General features: G+C 71.4%; 13 protein-coding genes and 1 tRNA gene. 4 read left to right on the forward strand and 10 right to left on the reverse strand.

Annotation, left to right across the window (positions count from 1 at the left end; all coding sequences use genetic code 11):
* Positions 1 to 294 precede the first annotated feature (294 nt).
* The 4 genes from ACLIYP_RS15635 to ACLIYP_RS15650 form a co-directional block, all read right to left on the reverse strand.
* Positions 295 to 1,734, reverse strand: a complete 1,440-nt coding sequence (locus tag ACLIYP_RS15635) for a GH1 family beta-glucosidase (protein WP_412713741.1) — start codon at positions 1,732 to 1,734, stop codon at positions 295 to 297.
* 75 nt (positions 1,735 to 1,809) lie between these two features.
* Positions 1,810 to 2,742: a carbohydrate ABC transporter permease gene (locus ACLIYP_RS15640; protein WP_412713742.1), complete on the reverse strand. Its 933-nt coding sequence runs from the start codon at positions 2,740 to 2,742 to the stop codon at positions 1,810 to 1,812.
* Positions 2,739 to 3,755: a carbohydrate ABC transporter permease gene (locus ACLIYP_RS15645; RefSeq protein WP_410538437.1), complete on the reverse strand. Its 1,017-nt coding sequence runs from the start codon at positions 3,753 to 3,755 to the stop codon at positions 2,739 to 2,741. Before ACLIYP_RS15645 ends, ACLIYP_RS15640 begins: the two co-directional genes overlap by 4 nt.
* A gap of 28 nt (positions 3,756 to 3,783) precedes the next feature.
* Positions 3,784 to 5,067 (reverse strand): ABC transporter substrate-binding protein, encoded by a 1,284-nt coding sequence (locus ACLIYP_RS15650; protein ID WP_412713755.1) that lies wholly within the window; start codon positions 5,065 to 5,067, stop codon positions 3,784 to 3,786.
* A 337-nt stretch (positions 5,068 to 5,404) separates the two neighbouring features.
* Here ACLIYP_RS15650 and ACLIYP_RS15655 point away from each other — a divergent pair, with 337 nt between their 5' ends.
* The gene (locus ACLIYP_RS15655) at positions 5,405 to 6,442 is read left to right on the forward strand and encodes a LacI family DNA-binding transcriptional regulator (RefSeq protein WP_412713743.1); all 1,038 of its coding nucleotides are present in this window, start codon (positions 5,405 to 5,407) and stop codon (positions 6,440 to 6,442) included.
* Between the two features lie 125 nt (positions 6,443 to 6,567).
* Here ACLIYP_RS15655 and ACLIYP_RS15660 read toward each other — a convergent pair whose 3' ends face one another.
* Entirely contained in the window at positions 6,568 to 8,331 is a 1,764-nt protein-coding gene (locus tag ACLIYP_RS15660) for a glycoside hydrolase family 6 protein (RefSeq protein WP_412713744.1), read from the reverse strand.
* Between the two features lie 612 nt (positions 8,332 to 8,943).
* Between ACLIYP_RS15660 and ACLIYP_RS15665 the strand changes: the two genes are divergently transcribed.
* Positions 8,944 to 11,904 (forward strand): glycoside hydrolase family 48 protein, encoded by a 2,961-nt coding sequence (locus ACLIYP_RS15665; protein WP_412713745.1) that lies wholly within the window; start codon positions 8,944 to 8,946, stop codon positions 11,902 to 11,904.
* A gap of 787 nt (positions 11,905 to 12,691) precedes the next feature.
* Entirely contained in the window at positions 12,692 to 13,294 is a 603-nt protein-coding gene (locus ACLIYP_RS15670) for a M23 family metallopeptidase (RefSeq protein ID WP_412713746.1), read from the forward strand.
* 123 nt (positions 13,295 to 13,417) lie between these two features.
* On the opposite strand, the gene ACLIYP_RS15675 is transcribed toward ACLIYP_RS15670, so the two are convergent.
* From ACLIYP_RS15675 to ACLIYP_RS15685, 3 genes are all read right to left on the reverse strand, one after another.
* Positions 13,418 to 13,490: transfer RNA gene (locus tag ACLIYP_RS15675), tRNA-His, on the reverse strand.
* 152 nt (positions 13,491 to 13,642) lie between these two features.
* On the reverse strand, positions 13,643 to 14,248 hold the full coding sequence (gene orn / locus ACLIYP_RS15680) for an oligoribonuclease (protein ID WP_093654239.1): 606 nt from the start codon (positions 14,246 to 14,248) through the stop codon (positions 13,643 to 13,645).
* Positions 14,249 to 14,258: 10 nt separating this feature from the next.
* Positions 14,259 to 15,530, reverse strand: coding sequence for a helix-turn-helix domain-containing protein (locus ACLIYP_RS15685; protein ID WP_412713747.1), 1,272 nt, complete (start codon positions 15,528 to 15,530; stop codon positions 14,259 to 14,261).
* Positions 15,531 to 16,281: 751 nt separating this feature from the next.
* Between ACLIYP_RS15685 and ACLIYP_RS15690 the strand changes: the two genes are divergently transcribed.
* Positions 16,282 to 16,803, forward strand: coding sequence for a universal stress protein (locus ACLIYP_RS15690; RefSeq protein ID WP_093654243.1), 522 nt, complete (start codon positions 16,282 to 16,284; stop codon positions 16,801 to 16,803).
* A gap of 259 nt (positions 16,804 to 17,062) precedes the next feature.
* Here the strand turns inward: ACLIYP_RS15690 and glmS are convergent, their stop codons facing one another.
* Both glmS and ACLIYP_RS15700 read right to left on the reverse strand, forming a co-directional pair.
* Entirely contained in the window at positions 17,063 to 18,889 is a 1,827-nt protein-coding gene (gene glmS / locus ACLIYP_RS15695) for a glutamine--fructose-6-phosphate transaminase (isomerizing) (RefSeq protein ID WP_412713748.1), read from the reverse strand.
* 100 nt (positions 18,890 to 18,989) lie between these two features.
* Positions 18,990 to 19,265, reverse strand: a complete 276-nt coding sequence (locus ACLIYP_RS15700) for a hypothetical protein (protein WP_093654247.1) — start codon at positions 19,263 to 19,265, stop codon at positions 18,990 to 18,992.
* Positions 19,266 to 19,289 lie beyond the last annotated feature (24 nt).

Genomic DNA, 19,289 nt, shown 5'->3' on the forward strand with positions numbered 1-19,289 from the left:
GAGCCGGGCCCCGCACCGTCCGCCGCGGCGACCGCGCACCCGTCCGCCGCGGCGGACGGAGCGCGGCAGGCAGCCACGCCGCCTCCCCGCTGACTCCCGGCCCGGTCCCCGCCGGCCTTCACCGGCCGAGCGGGGCCCCGGCCCGCATGAACCAGCCACCCCCCACGACAGGCGGGGCGCAGCGGTCTCCACCCCCACACCCGCTGCGCCCCGCCCGGTCCACTCGGTCCGGTCCGCACCGGCCGGTCCGCCCCGGTCAGGCCCTCCGGTCAGACCGCCCGGCCGCCGGGGACCTCAGTCGGCCACCGGGTCCCCCACGGCGTCCAGCGCCCGGGGCGCGGGCAGCTCGCCGGTCCGGGCGACCTCGGCGTACCACCGGGCGCTGGACTTGGGGATGCGGGCCAGGGACTCGAAGTCCACGTACACCGTGCCGAACCGCTTGCTGTAGCCGTACGCCCACTCGAAGTTGTCCAGCAGGGACCACAGGAAGTAGCCGCGCACGTCGGCGCCGTCGGCGATCGCCCGCCGGACGGTTTCCAGGTGGCTGTGGAGGTAGGCGATGCGGTCGGGGTCGTGGACGGTGCCGTCGGGGGACGGCTTGTCGTCGCAGGCCATGCCGTTCTCGGTGATGTAGAGCGGGATGCCGCCGGTCTCGCGGTGGTAGTGCATGAGCAGGTCGTGCAGACCGGTCGGGTCGATCGTCCAGCCCATGTCGGTGGTCTCGCCCGGGGTCTGGTGGAAGGCGATGTCCTCCGCGGCCGGCCAGGGGGACTGCTCGCCGCCGCCGTGCCCGTCCCGGCGCGGCAGCTTCCGGTCGGCGGAGGCCGAGACCAGGGTGGGGGTGTAGTAGTTGATGCCCAGCGCGTCCAGCGGCTGGTGGATGTCCGCCAGGTCGCCGTCCTTGACGAAGCTCCAGTCCGTCAGGCGCGAGGTGTCCTGGATCAGGTCCTCGTCGTAGACCCCCCGCAGCATCGGGCCGTCGAAGATCCGGTTGGCCAGGGCGTCGATGCGCCGCCTGGCGTCCAGGTCGTCGGGGTCGTCGGTGAGGGCCCGGACGGCGGCCGGGTTGATGCTGACGCCGATCTGCGCGCGGCCGGGCAGGGCGGCGCGCAGAGCCTGGGTGCCCAGTCCGTGGGCGAGGTTGAGGTGGTGGGCGGCGCGCAGCACGTCGGCGTGGTCGGTGCGGCCGGGGGCGTGGACGCCCGAGCCGTAGCCGAGGTAGGCCGAGCACCAGGGCTCGTTGAGGGTGGTCCAGCGCTCCACGCGGTCGCCGAGCGCGCCGGCGACCAGGGAGGCGTACTCCGCGAACCGCTCGGCGGTGGCGCGCTCCGGCCAGCCGCCGGCGTCCTCCAGCTCCTGCGGCAGGTCCCAGTGGTACAGCGTGATCCAGGGGGTGATGCCCTTGGCCAGCAGCTCGTCCACCAGCGAGCGGTAGAAGTCCAGGCCGCGCTGGACGGCGGGACCGCGGCCGGTGGGCTGGACGCGGGACCAGGAGATGGAGAAGCGGTAGGCGTTGAGGTTGAGGTCCGCCATGAGCTGCACGTCGTCGCGCCAGCGGTGGTAGTGGTCCACGGCGACGTCGCCTGTGTCGCCTCCGAGCACCTTGCCGGGGGTGCGGCAGAAGGTGTCCCAGATGGACGGTGTGCGGCCGTCCTCGTCGGCCGCGCCCTCGATCTGGTAGGCGGAGGTGGCCGAGCCGAACAGGAAGTTGGCGGGGAAGGAGGATTGGCTCATATGGGAGCGCTCCCATCGAAGGTTGTACGGAAGGGGGATGACGTGGGGGGCTGAGAAGCGGGAAAGGGCTGCCGGTCAGCCCTTGACCGCCCCCTGCATGATGCCGCCGACGATCTGCTTGCCGAAGACGGTCAGGATCAGCAGCAGCGGCAGGGTCCCCAGCAGCGCGCCGGCCATGATCACCGACTGGTCGGGTATGTAGCCGCGGCCCAGACCGGTCAGGGCGACCTGGACGGTCGGGTTCTGCTGGGTCAGCGCGATGATCGGCCAGAAGAAGTCGTTCCAGGCCATCACGAAGGTCAGCATGCCGAGCACGGCCATCGCGGGCCGGGCCGCGGGGAAGACCACGTGCCACACGATGCGCAGACTGCTGGCGCCGTCCACCCGCGCGGCCTCGATCAGCTCGGTCGGCAGAGCCTCCAGCAGGTACTGCCGCATGAAGAACACGCCGAAGGCGCTGACGAAGGTCGGCAGGATGACGGCCTGGAGCTGGTTGGTCCACTCCAGCTCCGCGATCGCCATGAACAGCGGTACCACGCTGAGCTGCGGCGGCACCATCATGGTGCCGATCGTCAGCATCAGCAGCAGGTTCCGGAAGCGGAACCGCAGTTTGGCGAACGCGAATCCGGCGATCGTCCCGAACAGCACGGTGCCGATCGCGATGGACCCGGCGACGATGGTGGTGTTGAGCAGCGCCAGGCCCATGTTGGCGTCGGTCCAGGCGATCCCCAGGTTCTTGAAGAGGTTGCCGCCGAACCAGAAGGGCGGCGGCATCTCCGCGAGCCGGGTGTTGTTGCGGGAGGCCGCGACGGCGGTCCAGAACAGCGGGAAGAGCGCGATCGCGGTGACGAGGATCAGCACCGCGTACGTCAGCTTGCCCCCGTGCAGCGTGCCGCCGGCGCCGCCGGCCCGCCCCCGCACGCGGCCGCGGCCGGTGCGGCGGTCCGTCCCGCCGGGCTCGGGCGCCGTCCTCGGGGACGTCGCGCGGTCGGAGTCCAGCACGCTCATGAGCGCCTCCTCGCGGTCTTGCGGCCCAGCTCCCGCTTCTGCATGCCGCGCGAGATCAGCCAGTTGACCAGCGCGATCAGCACCAGGATCAGGAACATCATCCAGGCGATGGCCGAGGCCCGGCCCAGGTGCAGGTTGACCCAGCCCTGCTCGTACAGGTACAGGCCCAGGGTCTGGTACTGGTGGGCCGGACCGCCGTTCGCGCCGCCGCCGGGGTTGAACAGCAGGGGCTCGCCGAACAGCTGTGTCGCGCCGATCGTCGAGACGACGACCGTGAACAGGATCGTCGGCCGCAGCGCGGGGATGGTGACGTGGACGAACTGCTGCCAGCGCGAGGCGCCGTCCAGCGCCGCCGACTCGTACAGGTCCTTGGGCACCGCCTGCATGGCGGCGAGGTAGATGAGGGTGTTGTAGCCGGTCCAGCGCCAGATCACGATCGCGGAGATCGCGAGGTGGGATGTCATGCCCTCGTGCCAGTTGACGGGGTCGATTCCGACGAATCCCAGGAACCAGTTGATCATGCCGTAGTCACGGCCGAAGAGCACGACGAAGACGAGGGTCGCCGCGGCCACCGAGGTGGCGTACGGGGCCAGCATGGCCACGCGGTAGAACGTGGCACCGCGCAGCTTGTAGTTCAGCAGGTGGGCCAGCCCGAGCGCGATCAGCAGCTGGGGCACGGTGGAGATGATCCCGATGCTGAAGGTGTTGCGCAGGGCGTTCCAGAAGAACTCGTCCTCCAGCAGCCGGGTGAAGTTGTGCAGCCCGGCCCACTCCATGTCGGTGGGGGCCGTCAGCGACACCTTGTGCAGTGACGCCCAGCCCGTGTAGAGCAGCGGGAAGAGGCTGAAGGCCCCGAAGAACAGGAAGAACGGGGCGATGAAGCCGTACGGACTCCACTTCACGTCCCGCTGGTACCAGCGGCTGCGGCGTGCCCGCCGCCGGTCCTCGCGGGAGGAGGGAACGTGTTTGTGGCGCGGGGCCGCGCCCCCCTGCTTGACGGGGGGCGCGGACACCGGCGAACCGGTAGTGGTCACTTGTCGATCACTCGTCCAGGGCGTTGTCGACTGCCTTGGCGGCCTCTTCCCAGGCCTTGCCGGAGGACAGACCGCTGCGCTCCATCTGGAGGAGGCCGCTGCGGGTGATGTTCTCCTGGATGACCTGGTCCTTCGGGCCGATCACCTGGGTCGGGATGCCCTCGGCCGCCTTGGAGAAGATCTCACCGATGGGAGCGTCCGAGAAGTACTCGTGCGTGGCCTCGGAGACCTCGGGGGTCTCGTACGACTTCGGGGCGCTGGGGAAGCTGCCGCGCTCGGCGAAGAGCTTGGCCTGCTGGGTGGGAGCGGTCAGCCAGGCGGCGAGCTTGATCGCCTCCTCCTTGTTCTTGCTGCTCTCGGGCACCCCGAGGAAGGAGCCGCCCCAGTTGCCGGCCTTGGGCGCGGGAGCGACGTCCCACTTGCCCTTGGCCTTCTCGCCGCCCTTGTCCTGGATGTAGCCGAGCATCCAGGCGGGGCAGGAGAGCGTGGCGAAGGTGCCGTTGTTCATGGCCTTGTTCCACGAGTCCGTGAACAGCTCGTGCTTGTCGGTCATGTCCTCGGAGGCGGCCTCCGCGGCGACGTCCCAGGCCTCCTTGACGTCGGGGTTGGTCTTGTAGACGACCTCGCCCTGCTCGTCGTAGTAGCGGGTGGCGCTGGAGGAGATGGCCGCGTTGTACAGGCCGCTGGCGGAGTCGACCCACTTGACGCCCTTGGGGGCGCCGTCCGTGAACTTCTTGCCGGTGTCGAGGTACTTCTGCCAGTCGCCCTCCCACAGCTTCCCGACCTCGTCGCGCTCGGTGGGCAGGCCGGCGGCCTTGAAGTGGTCCTTGCGGTAGCAGATGGCCATCGGGCCGATGTCGGTGCCCAGGCCGATGGTCTTGCCGTCGGCGGTGGTGGCCTGGTTCCACTTCCAGTCGAAGTAGTCGTCCTTGGAGACTCCGCCGGCCTTGGACAGGTCGACGAACTTGTCCGCCTGGGTCTGGACGACCTCGGCGATGTTCGCCACCTCGATGCCCTGGATGTCGGCGAGACCGCTGTTGCTGGCGAGGCGGGTGAGCAGCTGCGGGTAGTAGTTCTCGTTCCGCTCGACGACGGTCTGCTCGATCTTGACCTTCGGGTTGAGCTTCTCGTACTCCTCGTAGAGACCGGCCTCCTTGAAGCCGAAGGTCCCGAAGAGGCCGACGGTGATGACGGTCTTGCCCTCGCTGTCGGTTCCCCCGGCCTTGTTGCCCGAGTCCTCGTCGCTCGCGCATCCGGCGAGCAGGCCGGCGCCGATGGCCGCGGCGGCCATGACGGCCACGGCCCGGCGGGTGGTGCGGGTCTTGCGCACTGCGTCCTCCTAGCGCCCTGACGTTTCACTCCCGGCCGTGGAAGGGTGTGGGGGACCGCGGTGACGGATGGTGCTGCGGCTCGGGTGGGAACGTGTGGCTTCTGTATGGGTCAAGTCCTTTGGGAGCGCTCCCAGACGTGATGAGTTGAAGAGTCGCGGGTCCCTGGCGCGGGTGTCAAGGGAATGGACACACTGACCCGGCGCAGTTATCCGGCTGTTAGCTTCGGTGGCTGATCGATACTGGTGCAAGGGCCGACCGGCCCTTGCGGTCGAGCCCGTACACGCTGGGGAGGCGGTCATGACAGTGAGCGGAAGGCGGGGCCAGAGGCCCACTCTGGAGCAGGTCGCCGCCTACGCGGGGGTGGGCCGCGGCACCGTCTCCCGGGTGATCAACGGCGCCGCCAACGTCAGCGACCAGACGCGCACCGCCGTCCAGCAGGCGATCGCCGAACTGGGCTACGTGCCCAACCGGGCCGCCCGGGCGCTGGCCGCGGGCAGCACCGACGCGATCGCGCTCGTCATCCCCGAGGCCGAGACCAGGCTTTTCGCCGAGCCGTACTTCTCCGGTATCATCCGCGGCGTCAGCACCGAGCTCGCCGACACCGACATGCAGCTGCTGCTGACCCTGATCCGCACCCCCAAGGAGCGCGACCGCTTCGCCCAGTACGTCACCGCCCACCGGGTGGACGGTGTGCTGCTGGTGTCCGTGCACGCCGACGATCCCCTGCCCGACCTGCTGGAGCGCATCGAGATGCCCGCGGTCCTCAGCGGCCGCCGCAGCGGTGACGAGCCGGTGCCGTACGTGGACTGCGACAACACCGGCGGCGCCCAGGCCGCGGTGGAGCACCTGATCGGCCGCGGCCGGCGCGCGGTGGCCACCGTCACCGGGCCACTGGACATGTACGTCGCCCAGTGCCGCCTCCACGGGTACCGCGACGCGCTGCGCGCCGCGGGCCTGGAGCAGGACGAACGGCTGGTCGCCGACGGGGACTTCACCGAGGAGGGCGGCCGCCGCGCCATGCGGGAACTGCTGTCGCGGCGGCCCGACCTGGACGCCGTCTTCTGCGCCTCCGACGTGATGGCCGCGGGCGCCCGCGCCGTGCTGCGCGAGTCGGGCCGCCGGGTGCCCGAGGACGTGGCCCTGGTCGGGTTCGACGACTCGGCCGTCGCCCGCCACATGGACCCGCCGCTGACCAGCGTGCGGCAGCCGCTGGAGGAGATGGGCCGGTCGATGGCCCGGGTGCTGCTGGAGCAGATCGAGGGCCGCAAGGCGGGCCGGGAGGACCACTCAAGCCGGGTGCTGCCCACCGAACTGATCCGCCGCGCCTCCTCCTAGACGCCCCCGCCGGTCCCGCGTACGCCGAGCGCCGAGGGTGCCGCGGACACGGCGAAGGGGCCGGCCGGCGTACCGACCGGCCCCCTTTCGAGCCGTCCTACCGCTGTCGCGCGATCAGCAGGTGATCAGTTGACCGGCGGGTAGGCGTTGCGCAGCAGCTCCTCGAACTGGGCCTGGAACCAGTGGCCGGAGACCGGCGCGTCGGGCAGGGCACCGGACTTGCTGTTGCCGTTGCGGGCGTTGCCCCCGTAGTCCGGGTCGCACATCTGGTCGGCCTTCTTGCCCTCGTCGTTCGGGATGTCCTCGCTGGCGCCGTCGGACTCCCCCGGGGGCTTGATCCACGCGTAGGCGTCGATGCCCGGAGCGGGCGCGGCCTTCGGCCGCTCACCGAGGCCGGCGCCGGCCTGGTTGCACCAGTTGCCGGTGTGGATCCGGCGGTCGACGCGGCTGCCGTCGACGAAGGCGTCCAGGCTGGTCTTGGCCGCGGGGGCGCTGGGCCGGTTCGGGCCGCCCCAGCCGTTGCGGGAGGTGTCGATGATCACGCCGACGTCGGAGCGGAAGCCGGCCTTGACCGCCTCCTCGCGGAACGCCTGGGCGTAGGACTGCTCGTCGACGTAGCGGTTCCAGTCGACCCACTTGGACTGGCGGACCGAGGTGCCGTTCACCGAGTCGTCGATGGTGAAGTGCGGCTCCTTGAGGGCGCCGTAGTTGGCGACGTTGGCGGCGAAGCCGGCCACGTGGTCGACCGTGGAGCCCTCGGAGGTGGCGGCCTGGTGGAGCAGCTTGGCGGTGGGGGCGAAGTTGTCGTCCCAGCCGAGCCAGCCGTGGTGGCCGATGTCGATGTAGTTGTAGACGTTCGGGATCGCGCCCAGCTTGGCCAGCGCGTAGCCGACGCCCTTGACGTAGTTGCCGTTCGCCAGCATGGTGTCGCAGTTGGCGGTGGCGGTCGGGCGGCTGCCGACGTTGGTGATCAGGTTCGGCAGCGAGTCGATCTCGACGATGTTGATGATGCGCAGGTCGGCGTACTTCGGGTCCGACAGGATCGCCGCGATCGGGTCGATGAACTCGTTCTTGTACCGGTCGATCTCGTCCGGACCGAGCTCACCCTGGGAGGCCAGGGCGGAGCAGTCGCGGCCGGGCAGGTTGTAGGTCACCATCTGGAGAGCGTCGGCGCCCTGCTCCAGCGCTTCGTCGAGGTGGTCGCGCAGGCCCATGGTGTTCTCGCCGGCGGAGCCCGAGGTGATGGCGGAGATGCGGTCCAGCCACACGGCGGTCGGCTGGTCGGCGATCGCGGCGCCGCCGTTCTCGGCGGCCTGCTCGGACCAGTCGGGGTTCACGTACAGCTTGGCGCCCGCGTACGGGTTGTCGACGCGGTCACCGGGGTCGCCGGGGTCGCCGGGGTCACCGGGGTCGCCCGGGTCACCCGGGTCGCCGGGGTCACCGGGGTCGCCGCTGTCCACGTTGCAGGTGGTGCCGTTCAGCTTGAACGTGCTGGGCGCCGGGTTCGACCCGGAGTACGTACCGTTGAAGCCGAAGTTCGCGGAGCCGCCCGAGGACAGGCTGGAGTTCCACGAGGGGGCGGTGACGGTCACGTGCGCGCCGCTCTGGGCCACGGTGGCGTTCCAGCCCGAGCCGGCCTTCTGGTTGCCCGCGTAGTCCCACTCCACCTTCCAGTTGCTCAGCGTGGAGGTGGCGTTGTTGGTCACGGTGACCGAGGCGGTGAAGCCGTTGCCCCAGTCGTTGACGACCTTGTAGTCCACGGTGCAGGCGGGCGCCGCCACGGCGGTGCCCTGCATCATGCCACCCGCGCCGAGCGCGCCGACCATCAGCGCGCTGGCGGCGAGTAACGCCGTCCGGCGCCTGCGCGCCGGCTTAACGGTGCCTGTCATGCGATCTCTTCCTCTTCCTTCCGGTGTTTCTCCGGATGACGACGGAGCCCAGCTCCGCGTTCGGGGGGTGCGGTCGTGTCACGGGTGCGGGACCCGGGCGTAGGGGCCTTCCGTCGCGGTGGGGAACGACCGCCGTCGTGGTACGGAGCGGGGCCCCGCTCCGCGCCCGCCTCCGGGCACGGCCTCCCGGAGCGTGCTCCGGGATCGGTGCCGGGGTGGGGGAGGGGGAAGGGGCAGCCGGGCAGGGCCGGCCGTCCGGTGCGGCGGTGAAGGGCGGCGGCGGGCGCCGCGGTGCTGGTCAGCGCCCGGGGGCGCGGTGGGGGGTGCATGAAGCGGCTCCTGGTCGGTCGAACGCGCCGTCCCTGGCGCACGACTGTGGAAGCGCTCCCACTGGTTGAAGGAGAACGTAGCGCCAACTTCCGGTTGTGGCCAGAGTGCGTTCAGTAATTGGCGGATCGAATTTCTTCGACAGGGTCATCTCGTTCAGGCTCTTGACAGGTGTCATGTCCACCTTGACCCTTGGGAGCGCTCCCACTGGTTTCAGTTCCTCAGCCCGTGCGCCTTCGGGCGCTGCTCTTCCCCACACCCCGAGCCGCGAGGAGGGAACCCCGCATGCGCGTGTTACCGGTACCGGAGGTGCCACCGAGACCCCCGAGAGGCAGGACCAGGAAACTGCTGGTCGCGGCCACCGCCGCGATCTCCCTGCCACTGGGCATGAGCTCGGCGCTCAGCGGGACGGCCCAGGCCGCGGCCCTCCAGTGCAGCGTCGACTACACCAAGAACGACTGGGGCTCCGGCTTCACCGCGAACGTCACCATCACCAACCGGGGCTCCGAGGCCATCGAGGACTGGACCCTGACCTACGACTACAGCGGCAACCAGAGGCTCCAGCAGGGCTGGAACGGCCAGTGGTCGCAGTCGGGCAGGACCGTCACGGTCAAGAGCCCGACCTACAACACGAGGATCGCCTCCGGCTCGGCCGTCACCGCCGGCGCCAACTTCAGCTACAGCGGCACCAACGCCGACCCGACCTCCTTCTCGGTCAACGGCACCCGCTGCGGCGGCAACCTCTCCGCCCCCACCGCCACTCTGACCAGTCCCCGAGCGGGCGCGGTCTTCTCCGCGGGCGCCACCATCGCGCTGGCCGCCGACGCGCGGGCGACGGAGTCCGGGGCCACCGTGGAGAAGGTCGAGTTCTACAGCGACACCGAGCTGCTGGGCACCGACACCACGGCCCCCTACTCCTTCGACTGGGAGGACGTCCCGGCCGGCAACTACTCGGTCTACGCCGTCGCCCACGACTCCAACGGGATGTCGGCCGAGTCCACCCCCGTCGGCGTGGAGGTGACCGACGGCCCCGCGGTGGTCGTCACCCCGGCCCAGCTCGGGGTGCGCCAGGGGGAGACCGCCCGGTTCGCCGTGAAGCTCTCCGAGCAGCCGTCCGCGAACGTGACGGCGACGGTGGCGCGCACCGGCGGCAACAGCGGACTGTCCGTGGCGGACGGCGCCTCGCTCACCTTCACCCCCTCCAACTGGGACACCCCGCAGAACGTGACCATCGCGGCCGACGACACCGGCTCCGGAGCGGCGACCTTCACCGTCAGCGCACCCGGCCACGACGCGGCCGAGGTGACGGTCACCCAGCTGTCCAACTCCGGTGACGCGGGCGAGTACGAGGACCGCTTCCTGGAGCTCTACAACAAGATCTTCGACCCGGCCAACGGGTACTTCTCGCCGGAGGGCATCCCCTACCACTCCGTCGAGACGCTGATGGTCGAGGCCCCCGACCACGGTCACGAGACGACCTCCGAGGCGTACAGCTACCTGATCTGGCTGCAGGCCATGTACGGCAAGGTCACCGAGGACTGGGGCCCGTTCAACGAGTCGTGGCAGATCATGGAGGACTACATGATCCCCACGAAGGCCGACCAGCCGACCAACAGCTTCTACGACCCCTCCAAGCCCGCCACCTACGCGGCCGAGCACCCGACCCCGGAGGACTACCCGTCGGCGATCGACGGCAACGTCCCCGTCGGCAGGGACCCGATCGCGGCCGAGCTGCGCAGCGCCTACGGCACGGATGACATCTACGGCATGCACTGGCTGCAGGACGTGGACAACGTCTACGGCTACGGCAACGCACCCGGCAGCGTCTGCCAGGGCGGACCGGAGTCGGACGCGCCGTCGTACATCAACACCTTCCAGCGCGGCTCGCAGGAGTCGGTCTGGGAGACCGTCCCGCAGCCCACCTGCGACGACTTCACCTTCGGCGGGCCGAACGGCTACCTGGACCTGTTCGTGAAGGACGGCTCCTACGCCAAGCAGTGGAAGTTCACCAACGCCCCTGACGCCGACGCCCGCGCCATCCAGGCCGCCTACTGGGCCGAGATGTGGGCCGAGGAGCAGGGCAAGAAGTCCGAGATCTCCGCGACCCTGTCCAAGGCCGCGAAGATGGGCGACTACCTGCGCTACGCCTTCTTCGACAAGTACTTCAAGAAGATCGGCAACTGCACCGGTCCCACGTCCTGCCCCGCCGGCACCGGCAAGGACAGCGCACACTACCTGCTGTCCTGGTACTACGCCTGGGGCGGCGCCACCGACACCAGCGCCGGATGGTCCTGGCGGATCGGCAGCAGCCACAACCACTTCGGCTACCAGAACCCGATGACGGCCCACGCCCTGACCACCGTCCCGGAGCTGCGTCCCAAGGGCTCCACCGCGGTGTCGGACTGGGAGAAGAGCCTCCAGCGCCAGGTCGAGTTCTACCGCTGGCTGCAGTCCGACGAGGGCGGCATCGCGGGCGGTGCGACCAACAGCTGGGAGGGCGACTACGGCACCCCGCCGGCCGGCACCCCCACCTTCTACGGCATGTTCTACGACGAGAAGCCCGTCTACCACGACCCGCCGTCCAACCAGTGGTTCGGCATGCAGGTCTGGTCGATGGAGCGCGTGGCCGAGCTCTACCACGAGACCGGCAACGCCACGGCCGAGGAGGTCCTGGACAAGTGGGTGGACTGGGTCCTGTCCGAGGTGACCGTCAACCCCGACGGCAACTACCAGATCCCGTCGACGCTCCAGTGGTCCGGGAAACCCGACACCTGGAACCCGTCCAACCCCGGTGACAACTCGGACCTGCACGTGACGGTCCGCGACTACACCACCGACGTCGGTGTCACCGCGGCCCTGGCCAAGACCCTGATGTACTACGCCGCCAAGTCCGGCGACGAGGAGGCCAGGACCACCGCCAAGGCGCTGATGGACGCCATGTGGGACCACCACCAGGACGCCATGGGCATCAGCGTCGAGGAGACCCGCACCGACTTCGAGCGGTTCGACGACCCGGTGCACGTCCCCTCGGGCTGGACCGGCACCATGCCCAACGGCGACAGGATCGACTCCGACTCCACCTTCCTGTCGATCCGCTCCTTCTACCAGGACGATCCGCAGTTCAACAAGGTGGAGAGCTACCTGAACGGCGGCCAGGCGCCGACGTTCAACTACCACCGCTTCTGGGCCCAGGCGGACGCCGCTCTCGCCCTGGCCACCTACGCGGACCTCTTCGGCGACGAGTAGCCGCCCGAGAGGGGTGAAGCCGGCCCCCCGGTCCGGTCTGGTCGACGGCGGCCGCACCGGGGGGCCTTCCAATCCGCACCACCGGCGGCACCGGCACGAGCGGTGCCGCCGGCCGGTGACGAGCCGGAGCGGTGGTCAGTCCGTCCCCCGCCTCTCCACCGCCCGGCCGCACCGGGCGGCCGCGGCCGTCCGCGCCGGCACCGGGACCGTCCCCGGTGCCGGTACGCCGGACGGCCGCGGCTCCCGTCCGCGCCCGTCCGCCCGCCGTGGGCACGGGACGCGGTCCGCCCTCTCCCCGGGCCCCTCCGGCCCTTCCGGTCCCTCCGGTCCGCCCCGGGCCGGCCGCCGTCACGGCCGACGGCCGCAGAGACCCCGGCCGCGACCGCAAACCCCCTGCCGGGCAGGCTTGTTCGGACCGCGTCGGCCGTCACGCCTCCCCGCGTCTGCCTCCGCCGCCCTCCCTCCCCCCTCCCTGTGCCTCCCCGCGCCCTCCCTCCGCATTCCGGCGCGGCAGGGCCGGAAGGTGACCGTGCGCCAGGCGGCCCGCCGCGGGCGCAGCGGACCGCGGGACGCCTGTCGGGTGGTTTAGTCCATTCACCTGTAAGGGGATTGTCGCCCGACGGACCGTCCGGAACCGCAACCGCGCCCACCGGAAAGCCGGTTCGCACCCCCGGACCCACTGGGCACTACGCCGTTCGGCGGCCCCGGAGGCGGTCGCGAAGATGCGAGAAGGCTCCGGCTGACGTGTCCTCACATCTATGGCACCGCCGAATGGGAGGTCGAAGCGATGGCTACACAGGGTGGACGTCGGCAGTGGACGCCGGACCGGCGCGGACTGGTGCTGCGCGGTGCGGCGCTGGCGGCGCTCGGAAGCGTCCCGTTCCTGGCGGGAAGGGCCGAAGGGGCCGGAGGCCGGTGGGAGCGGCCGGGCGGCGACGCCGTCCCGGCGTCCTTCTCGGCCGGGCAGGAGGCGGTCCTGGGGCGCTGGGCCCGGCCTGTGGCGGGGGACTACCGGGTCTCGGCCGCCTACGGGATCCCCGGCAACTGGCAGGCGGGCCACCACACGGGCATCGACTTCGCGATGCCCGTCGGCACGCCCGTCTACGCGGTCGGCGCCGGCTCCGTGGTCTTCGCCGGCGAGGCCGGCGCCTACGGGAAGGCGGTGACGGTCAGGATGGACGACGGCTACTACGCCCTCTACGCCCATCTGTCGCGGATCTCGGTGAACGGCGGGGAGCGGGTGAAGGCCGGCAGCGCGGTGGGCAACTCCGGGGCCACGGGCCGGGTCACCGGCCCCCACCTCCACTTCGAGGTGCGCAGCAAACGCGGCTACGGCTCGGACGTCGACCCCGTCGCCTACCTCGCCCGGCGCGGGGTGCGGCTTCTGTGACCCCCGCCACGGCCTCCGGGGAGGTGTTCCCGCGGGTTCCCGGGGTGTTCCCGCGGTGTTCCCACGACCCGGCGGACGACGAAGGCCCGGCCTGCTTCCGCAGGCCGGGCCTTGATCGTTCAGGGTGAGTAACGGGACTCGAACCCGCGACATCCTGGACCACAACCAGGTGCTCTACCAGCTGAGCTATACCCACCACGACCGGTGCTCGTGGTGCTTTCCGCACCGGCCGATAAGAGTGTACAGGGTCGTGGACCATGCCCGCGCACCTTTGTGCCGTGTGGCCCGCGGAGCGCCCGGCGGACGTTCCGCAGGCCCTTCGCGGATGGTCCGCGGGGACCGGGCGCCTCAGCCCGCGGCGGGCAGCACGTGCCGGGCCGCGATCCTCCGCGCCGTCTCCGAGTCCGGTCCGGGCGCCGGGACGAAGACCGCCTCGCGGTAGTAGCGCAGTTCCGCGATGGACTCCCTGATGTCCGCGAGCGCCCGGTGGTTGCCGCTCTTCTCCGGGCTGTTGAAGTACGCCTTGGGATACCAGCGCCGGGCCAGTTCCTTGATCGAGGAGACGTCGACGATCCGGTAGTGGAGGTAGTCCTCCAGCGTCGGCATGTCGCGCATCAGGAAGCCGCGGTCGGTCCCGACGGAGTTCCCGCACAGCGGGGCCCTGCCGGGCTCGGGGACGTGCTTCCTGACGTACTCCAGGACCCGCTGTTCGGCGTCCTCCAGCGTGGTGCCTCCGGCCAGCTCGTCGAGCAGGCCGGAGGCGGTGTGCATCTCGCGGACGACGTCGGGCATGGTGTCCAGCGCCTCGGCGGGCGGGCGGATCACGATGTCCACCCCGTCACCGAGCACGTTCAGCTCCGAGTCGGTGACCAGCGCGGCCACCTCGATGAGAGCGTCTTCGGACAGCGAGAGCCCGGTCATCTCGCAGTCGATCCACACCATGCGATCGTTCATGCGCCCCAGCCTACGGGGCCCGGCCGGGCGTGCGGCCCCGCTGGGAGGGCAGCCGGGGGGTGTAGGTGTCGGATTCCGGTTTGCCGTGCTCGCCCCGTACGCTCCGCTCCGTCCGGTCGGGGCGTTCCCCCCGTTCCCCTCGGTCCCCCCTCTCCGCGCGCGCCGCGTGGGCCGCGTGGGCCGTGCCGTGCGCGGCGGACTCGGCCGCCGCGTGGTCGGCGCGCGCCTCGGAGGCGCGCTCCCCGTCCCCGCCGCCCTCCGGTCTGCCGGTGCGCGCCCGGTAGGCCGCCCGGTACGCCGCCGGGGACGCGCCGAGCTGCCGCCGGAAGTGGCCGCGCAGCGCGACCGGCGAGCGGAAGCCGCAGCGTCCGGCGACCTCGTCGACCGAGTAGTCGGAGGTCTCCAGCAGCCGCTGCGCCTGGAGCACCCGCTGGGTGATCAGCCACTGCAGCGGCGCGCTGCCGGTCAGCGAGCGGAACCGGCGGTCGAAGGTCCGCCGGCTCATGTAGGCCCGCGCGGCCAGCGTCTCCACGTCGAACTGCTCGTGGAGGTGCTCCAGGGCCCAGGCCACGACCTCGGCGAGCGGGTCGGTGCCGATCTCCTCGGGTAAAGACCTGTCCAGGTAGCGCTCCTGACCGCCGTTGCCGCGCCGGGGCGGTACGACGAGGCGGCGGGCCAGGGCTCCCGCCGCCTCGGCGCCGTGGTCGGTGCGCACCACGTGCAGGCACAGGTCGATACCCGCCGCCGTGCCGGCGGAGGTGAGGATGTCCCCGTCGTCCACGAACAGCTCGCGCGGGTCGACGTGGACCCCCGGGTAGCGCTTGGCCAGCGTCGGCGCGTACATCCAGTGCGTCGTCGCGGGGCGGCCGTCGAGCAGCCCCGCCGCGGCCAGCACGAACGCGCCCGTGCACAGGCCTATGATCCGCGCCCCCTCCTCGTGCGCCCGCCGCAGGGCGTCGAGGGCCGCCGGGGGCGGTGGCTGGGTGATGGAGCGCCAGGCGGGCACCACGATCGTGCCCGCCCGGGAGAGTGCCTCCAGGCCGTACGGAGCAGTCAACTCCAGGCCTCCCGTGGTGCGCAGGGGTCCCTCTTCGCCCGCGCACACCAGAAGGCGGTAGCGGGGAACGCCGGCGTCCTGCCGGTCGATGCCGAAGACGGACAGCGGGATGGAGCTCTCGAAGATCGGGCCGCCGCCGAAGAGCAGTACGGCGACGATCTCGCGGCGGCGGCGCGCGGCCAGCTTGCGCGTCGTCCCAGGGCCGTGCGTTGGCTCCTGGCTCATGGAACTAAGCCCCCCTCAGTCGTCGCGTCCTTCCGGTCCTGCACGTTTCCCCCGCCGTGGTTAGCCAAGATCGAATCTACTGTGTCTGTCGAGGCTGACGGGACAAGTTCACCACTCGCCGCTATGTCGACATGACAACTTGGCGTGAAGCGTTCGATCACGAAGCGTTCCACTCGTCGGCGCCCCTGGGAAGAACGCCTCGCTTCGTGGCCGTCTGTCCGCGGGGTGCACTCGTTCGCCTCGATTCTCCCCGCCCTGGTGGGCGGTGCGGGGTCAGCCTCTGGCAAGTTGTGTACCACGGCTGGAAGTTGGCCGAAAAGCGCAGGGGCTCAGAAAGCGGCGACCGGAGCCCTGAGGGCGTACGCCGCGCACAGGGGGGCGGACTGCCGCCGGCGTCATCCGCCTCTGTGCGCCCCCGCGCCGGCGAGGGCGTGACGACTCCGGCGCGGACCTGGTGCGCAACCGCTGCCGGCCTGGTGCGGAGCCGGTGCGGGACGGCCCGGCGGCGGCGCCGGGCCCGTGCGGCGGGCCCGGCGGAAGGGGGCGTTCCGGAAGCCCCGGACGGTCCCGGGAAGGTGCGCAGGAGGGGGCCGGGGGCCGCCCCGGCATTGCGCAACGCTTTCCGCTCCGGCATGCTGCACCGGCAGTGACCGCAGCCTCTGGGCAAGGGGGGAGTGCCGTCGTACCCTCAGGGGTATGGGCTGAGGAACATGCTTCCAGGACGTATTCCTAGGCACACGTGACGTAACCGATGGCTGGACACGAGATCCCCGACCCCGCGGACCGCAAGCGGCTCGCCGACCCGGCGGCGACGCCCCGGGCGGCGGACGAGACGCGCCACTCCTGCGATCCGGCGTTCCGGCACGGGGTCGTGGTGGGATTCGACGGCTCGGTCTCCAGCGAGCGGGCCCTGGCCTACGCCATCGGCATGGCGAAGCGCTCCGACTCCGGGCTGATCATCGTCCACGTCGCCAACCGGCTTCCGACGACCGTGTGGGCGGGCTGCGAGCCGCCGGTCTTCGTCGACGTCCCCGACCACCGCACCGAGGTGCTGGGCCTGGAGCTCGCCTGCGCCGACCATCTGTCCGAGGTCCCCTGGATCCTCGTCGAGCGCGGTGGCGACATCTGCCACGAGCTGGAGGAGGTCGGCTGCGAGTACGAGGCCGACGCCATCGTCGTGGGCTCCACGCACGGCCTCGTCGGCCGGTTCTTCGGCTCGGTCGCGGGCCGCCTCGCCCGCCGCGCCCGGCGCCCGGTCGTCGTCATCCCGTAGCGGCCGCCCCGCCACACCCTTCCAACTCGCCCCGGAAGAAGGCGAGTCGGCGAATCCGTCCCTGTCCGGAGGTGGATTGTGCGCTTGTGAGGGGCATACAGACAGCAGCGTGCCGCCGCGCGGGAGGTGACGGTCCCACGCCGGCGGCCCACCGCCGGCGTGATGGGCGACGCCGACGAAGGGAGGCGGTCCCCTCGTGCGCCCGGTGGCACGTACGGGGGGACCGCCCGCGCTCGCCGCGGCCGGGAGCGCTCCTGGCCTACTCCACCGTCACGGACTTCGCCAGGTTGCGCGGCTTGTCGATGTCCCGGCCCAGGACCAGGGCCGTGTGGTAGGCGAGGAGCTGGAGCGGGACACCCATCAGGATCGGGTCCAGCTCCACCTCGTTGCGCGGCACCACGATCGTGCGGTCGGCCTTCTCCTGCTCGGAGTGCGCCACGGCCAGGATGCGGCCGCCGCGGGCCCGCACCTCCTCCAGCGTGGCGCGGTTCTTCTCCAGCAGCTCGTCCTCGGGCATGACCGCCACGGTCGGCACGGCGGGCTCGATCAGGGCCAGCGGACCGTGCTTGAGCTCGGAGGCCGGGTACGCCTCGGCGTGGATGTAGGAGACCTCCTTGAGCTTCAGGGACGCCTCGCGCGCCACCGGGTAGCCGCGCACCCGGCCGACGAACATCATCGACCTCGCGTCCGCGTACTCCGCCGCCAGCTTCGCGATCTCCTCCTCCCGCCCCAGGATCTCGGCGATCTGGCCGGGCAGCCTGCGCAGACCGGCGATGATCCGCCGGCCGTCGGCCACCGACAGGTCGCGGATGCGGCCCAGGTGCAGGGCGAGCAGCGCGAAGGCGACGGCGGTGTTGGTGAAGCACTTGGTGGACACCACGCACACCTCCGGCCCGGCGTGCACGTACACGCCGCCGTCGGTCTCGCGCGCGATGGCCGAACCGACGACGTTGACCACGCCCAGCACCCGCGCGCCCTTGCGCCGCAGCTCCTGGACGGCGGCCAGGGTGTCGTAGGTCTCCCCGGACTGGCTGACGGCGATGTAGAGGGTGTCGGGGTCCACCACCGGGTTGCGGTAGCGGAACTCGCTGGCGGGCTCGGCGTCGGCGGGGACCCGGGCCAGCTCCTCGATCAGCTGGGCGCCGATCAGACCCGCGTGGTACGCCGAGCCGCAGCCGAGGATCTTCACCCGGCGCACCCCGCGCGCCTCGCGCGCGTCGAGGTTGAGGCCGTCGAGGCGGACGGTGGCGAAGCGGTCGTCGATCCGGCCGCGCAGCACCCGGTCCACGGCGTCGGGCTGCTCGGAGATCTCCTTGTGCATGTAGGTGTCGTGGCCGCCCATGTCGTACGACTGCGCCTCCCACTCCACCGTCGTGGGGACGGCGGAGGTGCGGCTGCCCTCGGTGGTGTAGGTGCGGTAGTCGCCGGCCTTGACGGTGGCCATCTCCCCGTCCTCCAGGGTGACCACCTGGCGGGTGTGGGAGACCAGCGCGGCCACGTCGGAGGCGACGAACATCTCGTGCTCGCCGATGCCGAGCACCACCGGCGAGCCGTTGCGGGCCACGACGATGCGGTCGGGGAAGTCGGCGTGCAGGACGGCGATGCCGTAGGTGCCCTCGACGTGGCGCAGCGCCTCGCGGACCCGCTCCTCCAGTGTCGGGGCCTGGGAGCGGCCGACGAGGTGGGCGAGGACCTCGGTGTCGGTCTCGGAGGCGAACCGCACTCCCTCGGCGGTCAGCCGTGCGCGCAGCTCCTCGGCGTTGTCGACGATGCCGTTGTGGACGACGGCCACGCGGCCGCCGGCGTCCCGGTGCGGGTGGGCGTTCTCGTCGCTGGGGGCGCCGTGGGTGGCCCAGCGGGTGTGGGCGATGCCGGTGGTGCCCGCGAAGCGCTCGGGCAGGCGCGCCTCCAGCTCGCGTACGCGGCCCTTGGCCTTGACCGTGCGCAGGCCCGCGGCCCGGCCGGTGCCGCTGCCGTGGACGGCGATGCCCGCGGAGTCGTAACCCCGGTACTCCAGGCGCTGGAGGCCTTCCAGCAGGAGCGGGGCGGCGTCGCGCCCGCCGATGTATCCCACGATTCCGCACATACGGGGTCCTCAAGGCTCTCGGTCGGTTCCTCCCGGGCGCCCGGTCCGCGGGCGCCCGGTCCTTCGGCGGCCGACCGGCGCCGCGGGTGGCGGGCGGCGGTCAGCCGTAGACGATGCGGCGCAGTTGCCGCAGGGAGAGTCCGGGCGGGGCCACCGCGCGGTGCGGCAGTTCGGCCGTGATCCGCTCGAAGATCTCCTGGTTCGCCAGCCCCCGGGACTGCAGCTCGCGGTGGCGGCGGCGCACGAACTCCTCGACCGTCTCGTCGAAGTACGCCAGGACGTCCAGGACCACCCGGGCCGCCTCGCCGCGCCGGAGCGGCGTGGAGCGGACGAGGTGGTCCACGAGGTCGTCATGGGCCGAGGGGCGTTCGAGCACTCGTAGATACTGAGGCCCGCACTC

It is taken from the genome of Streptomyces nanhaiensis (assembly GCF_046614825.1).
In the GTDB taxonomy this organism is placed as follows: Bacteria; Actinomycetota; Actinomycetes; order Streptomycetales; family Streptomycetaceae; genus Streptomyces; species Streptomyces radiopugnans.

What these genes read in the sequence shown, in the direction of transcription:
- ACLIYP_RS15635 (WP_412713741.1), bottom strand. Translation starts at nt 1,734, where the DNA reads ATGAGCCAATCCTCCTTCCCCGCCAACTTCCTGTTCGGCTCGGCCACC.
- ACLIYP_RS15640 (WP_412713742.1), bottom strand. Translation starts at nt 2,742, where the DNA reads ATGAGCGTGCTGGACTCCGACCGCGCGACGTCCCCGAGGACGGCGCCC.
- ACLIYP_RS15650 (WP_412713755.1), bottom strand. Translation starts at nt 5,067, where the DNA reads ATGGCCGCCGCGGCCATCGGCGCCGGCCTGCTCGCCGGATGCGCGAGC.
- ACLIYP_RS15655 (WP_412713743.1), top strand. Translation starts at nt 5,405, where the DNA reads ATGACAGTGAGCGGAAGGCGGGGCCAGAGGCCCACTCTGGAGCAGGTC.
- ACLIYP_RS15660 (WP_412713744.1), bottom strand. Translation starts at nt 8,331, where the DNA reads ATGACAGGCACCGTTAAGCCGGCGCGCAGGCGCCGGACGGCGTTACTC.
- ACLIYP_RS15665 (WP_412713745.1), top strand. Translation starts at nt 8,944, where the DNA reads ATGCGCGTGTTACCGGTACCGGAGGTGCCACCGAGACCCCCGAGAGGC.
- ACLIYP_RS15670 (WP_412713746.1), top strand. Translation starts at nt 12,692, where the DNA reads ATGGCTACACAGGGTGGACGTCGGCAGTGGACGCCGGACCGGCGCGGA.
- orn (WP_093654239.1), bottom strand. Translation starts at nt 14,248, where the DNA reads ATGAACGATCGCATGGTGTGGATCGACTGCGAGATGACCGGGCTCTCG.
- ACLIYP_RS15685 (WP_412713747.1), bottom strand. Translation starts at nt 15,530, where the DNA reads ATGAGCCAGGAGCCAACGCACGGCCCTGGGACGACGCGCAAGCTGGCC.
- ACLIYP_RS15690 (WP_093654243.1), top strand. Translation starts at nt 16,282, where the DNA reads ATGGCTGGACACGAGATCCCCGACCCCGCGGACCGCAAGCGGCTCGCC.
- glmS (WP_412713748.1), bottom strand. Translation starts at nt 18,889, where the DNA reads ATGTGCGGAATCGTGGGATACATCGGCGGGCGCGACGCCGCCCCGCTC.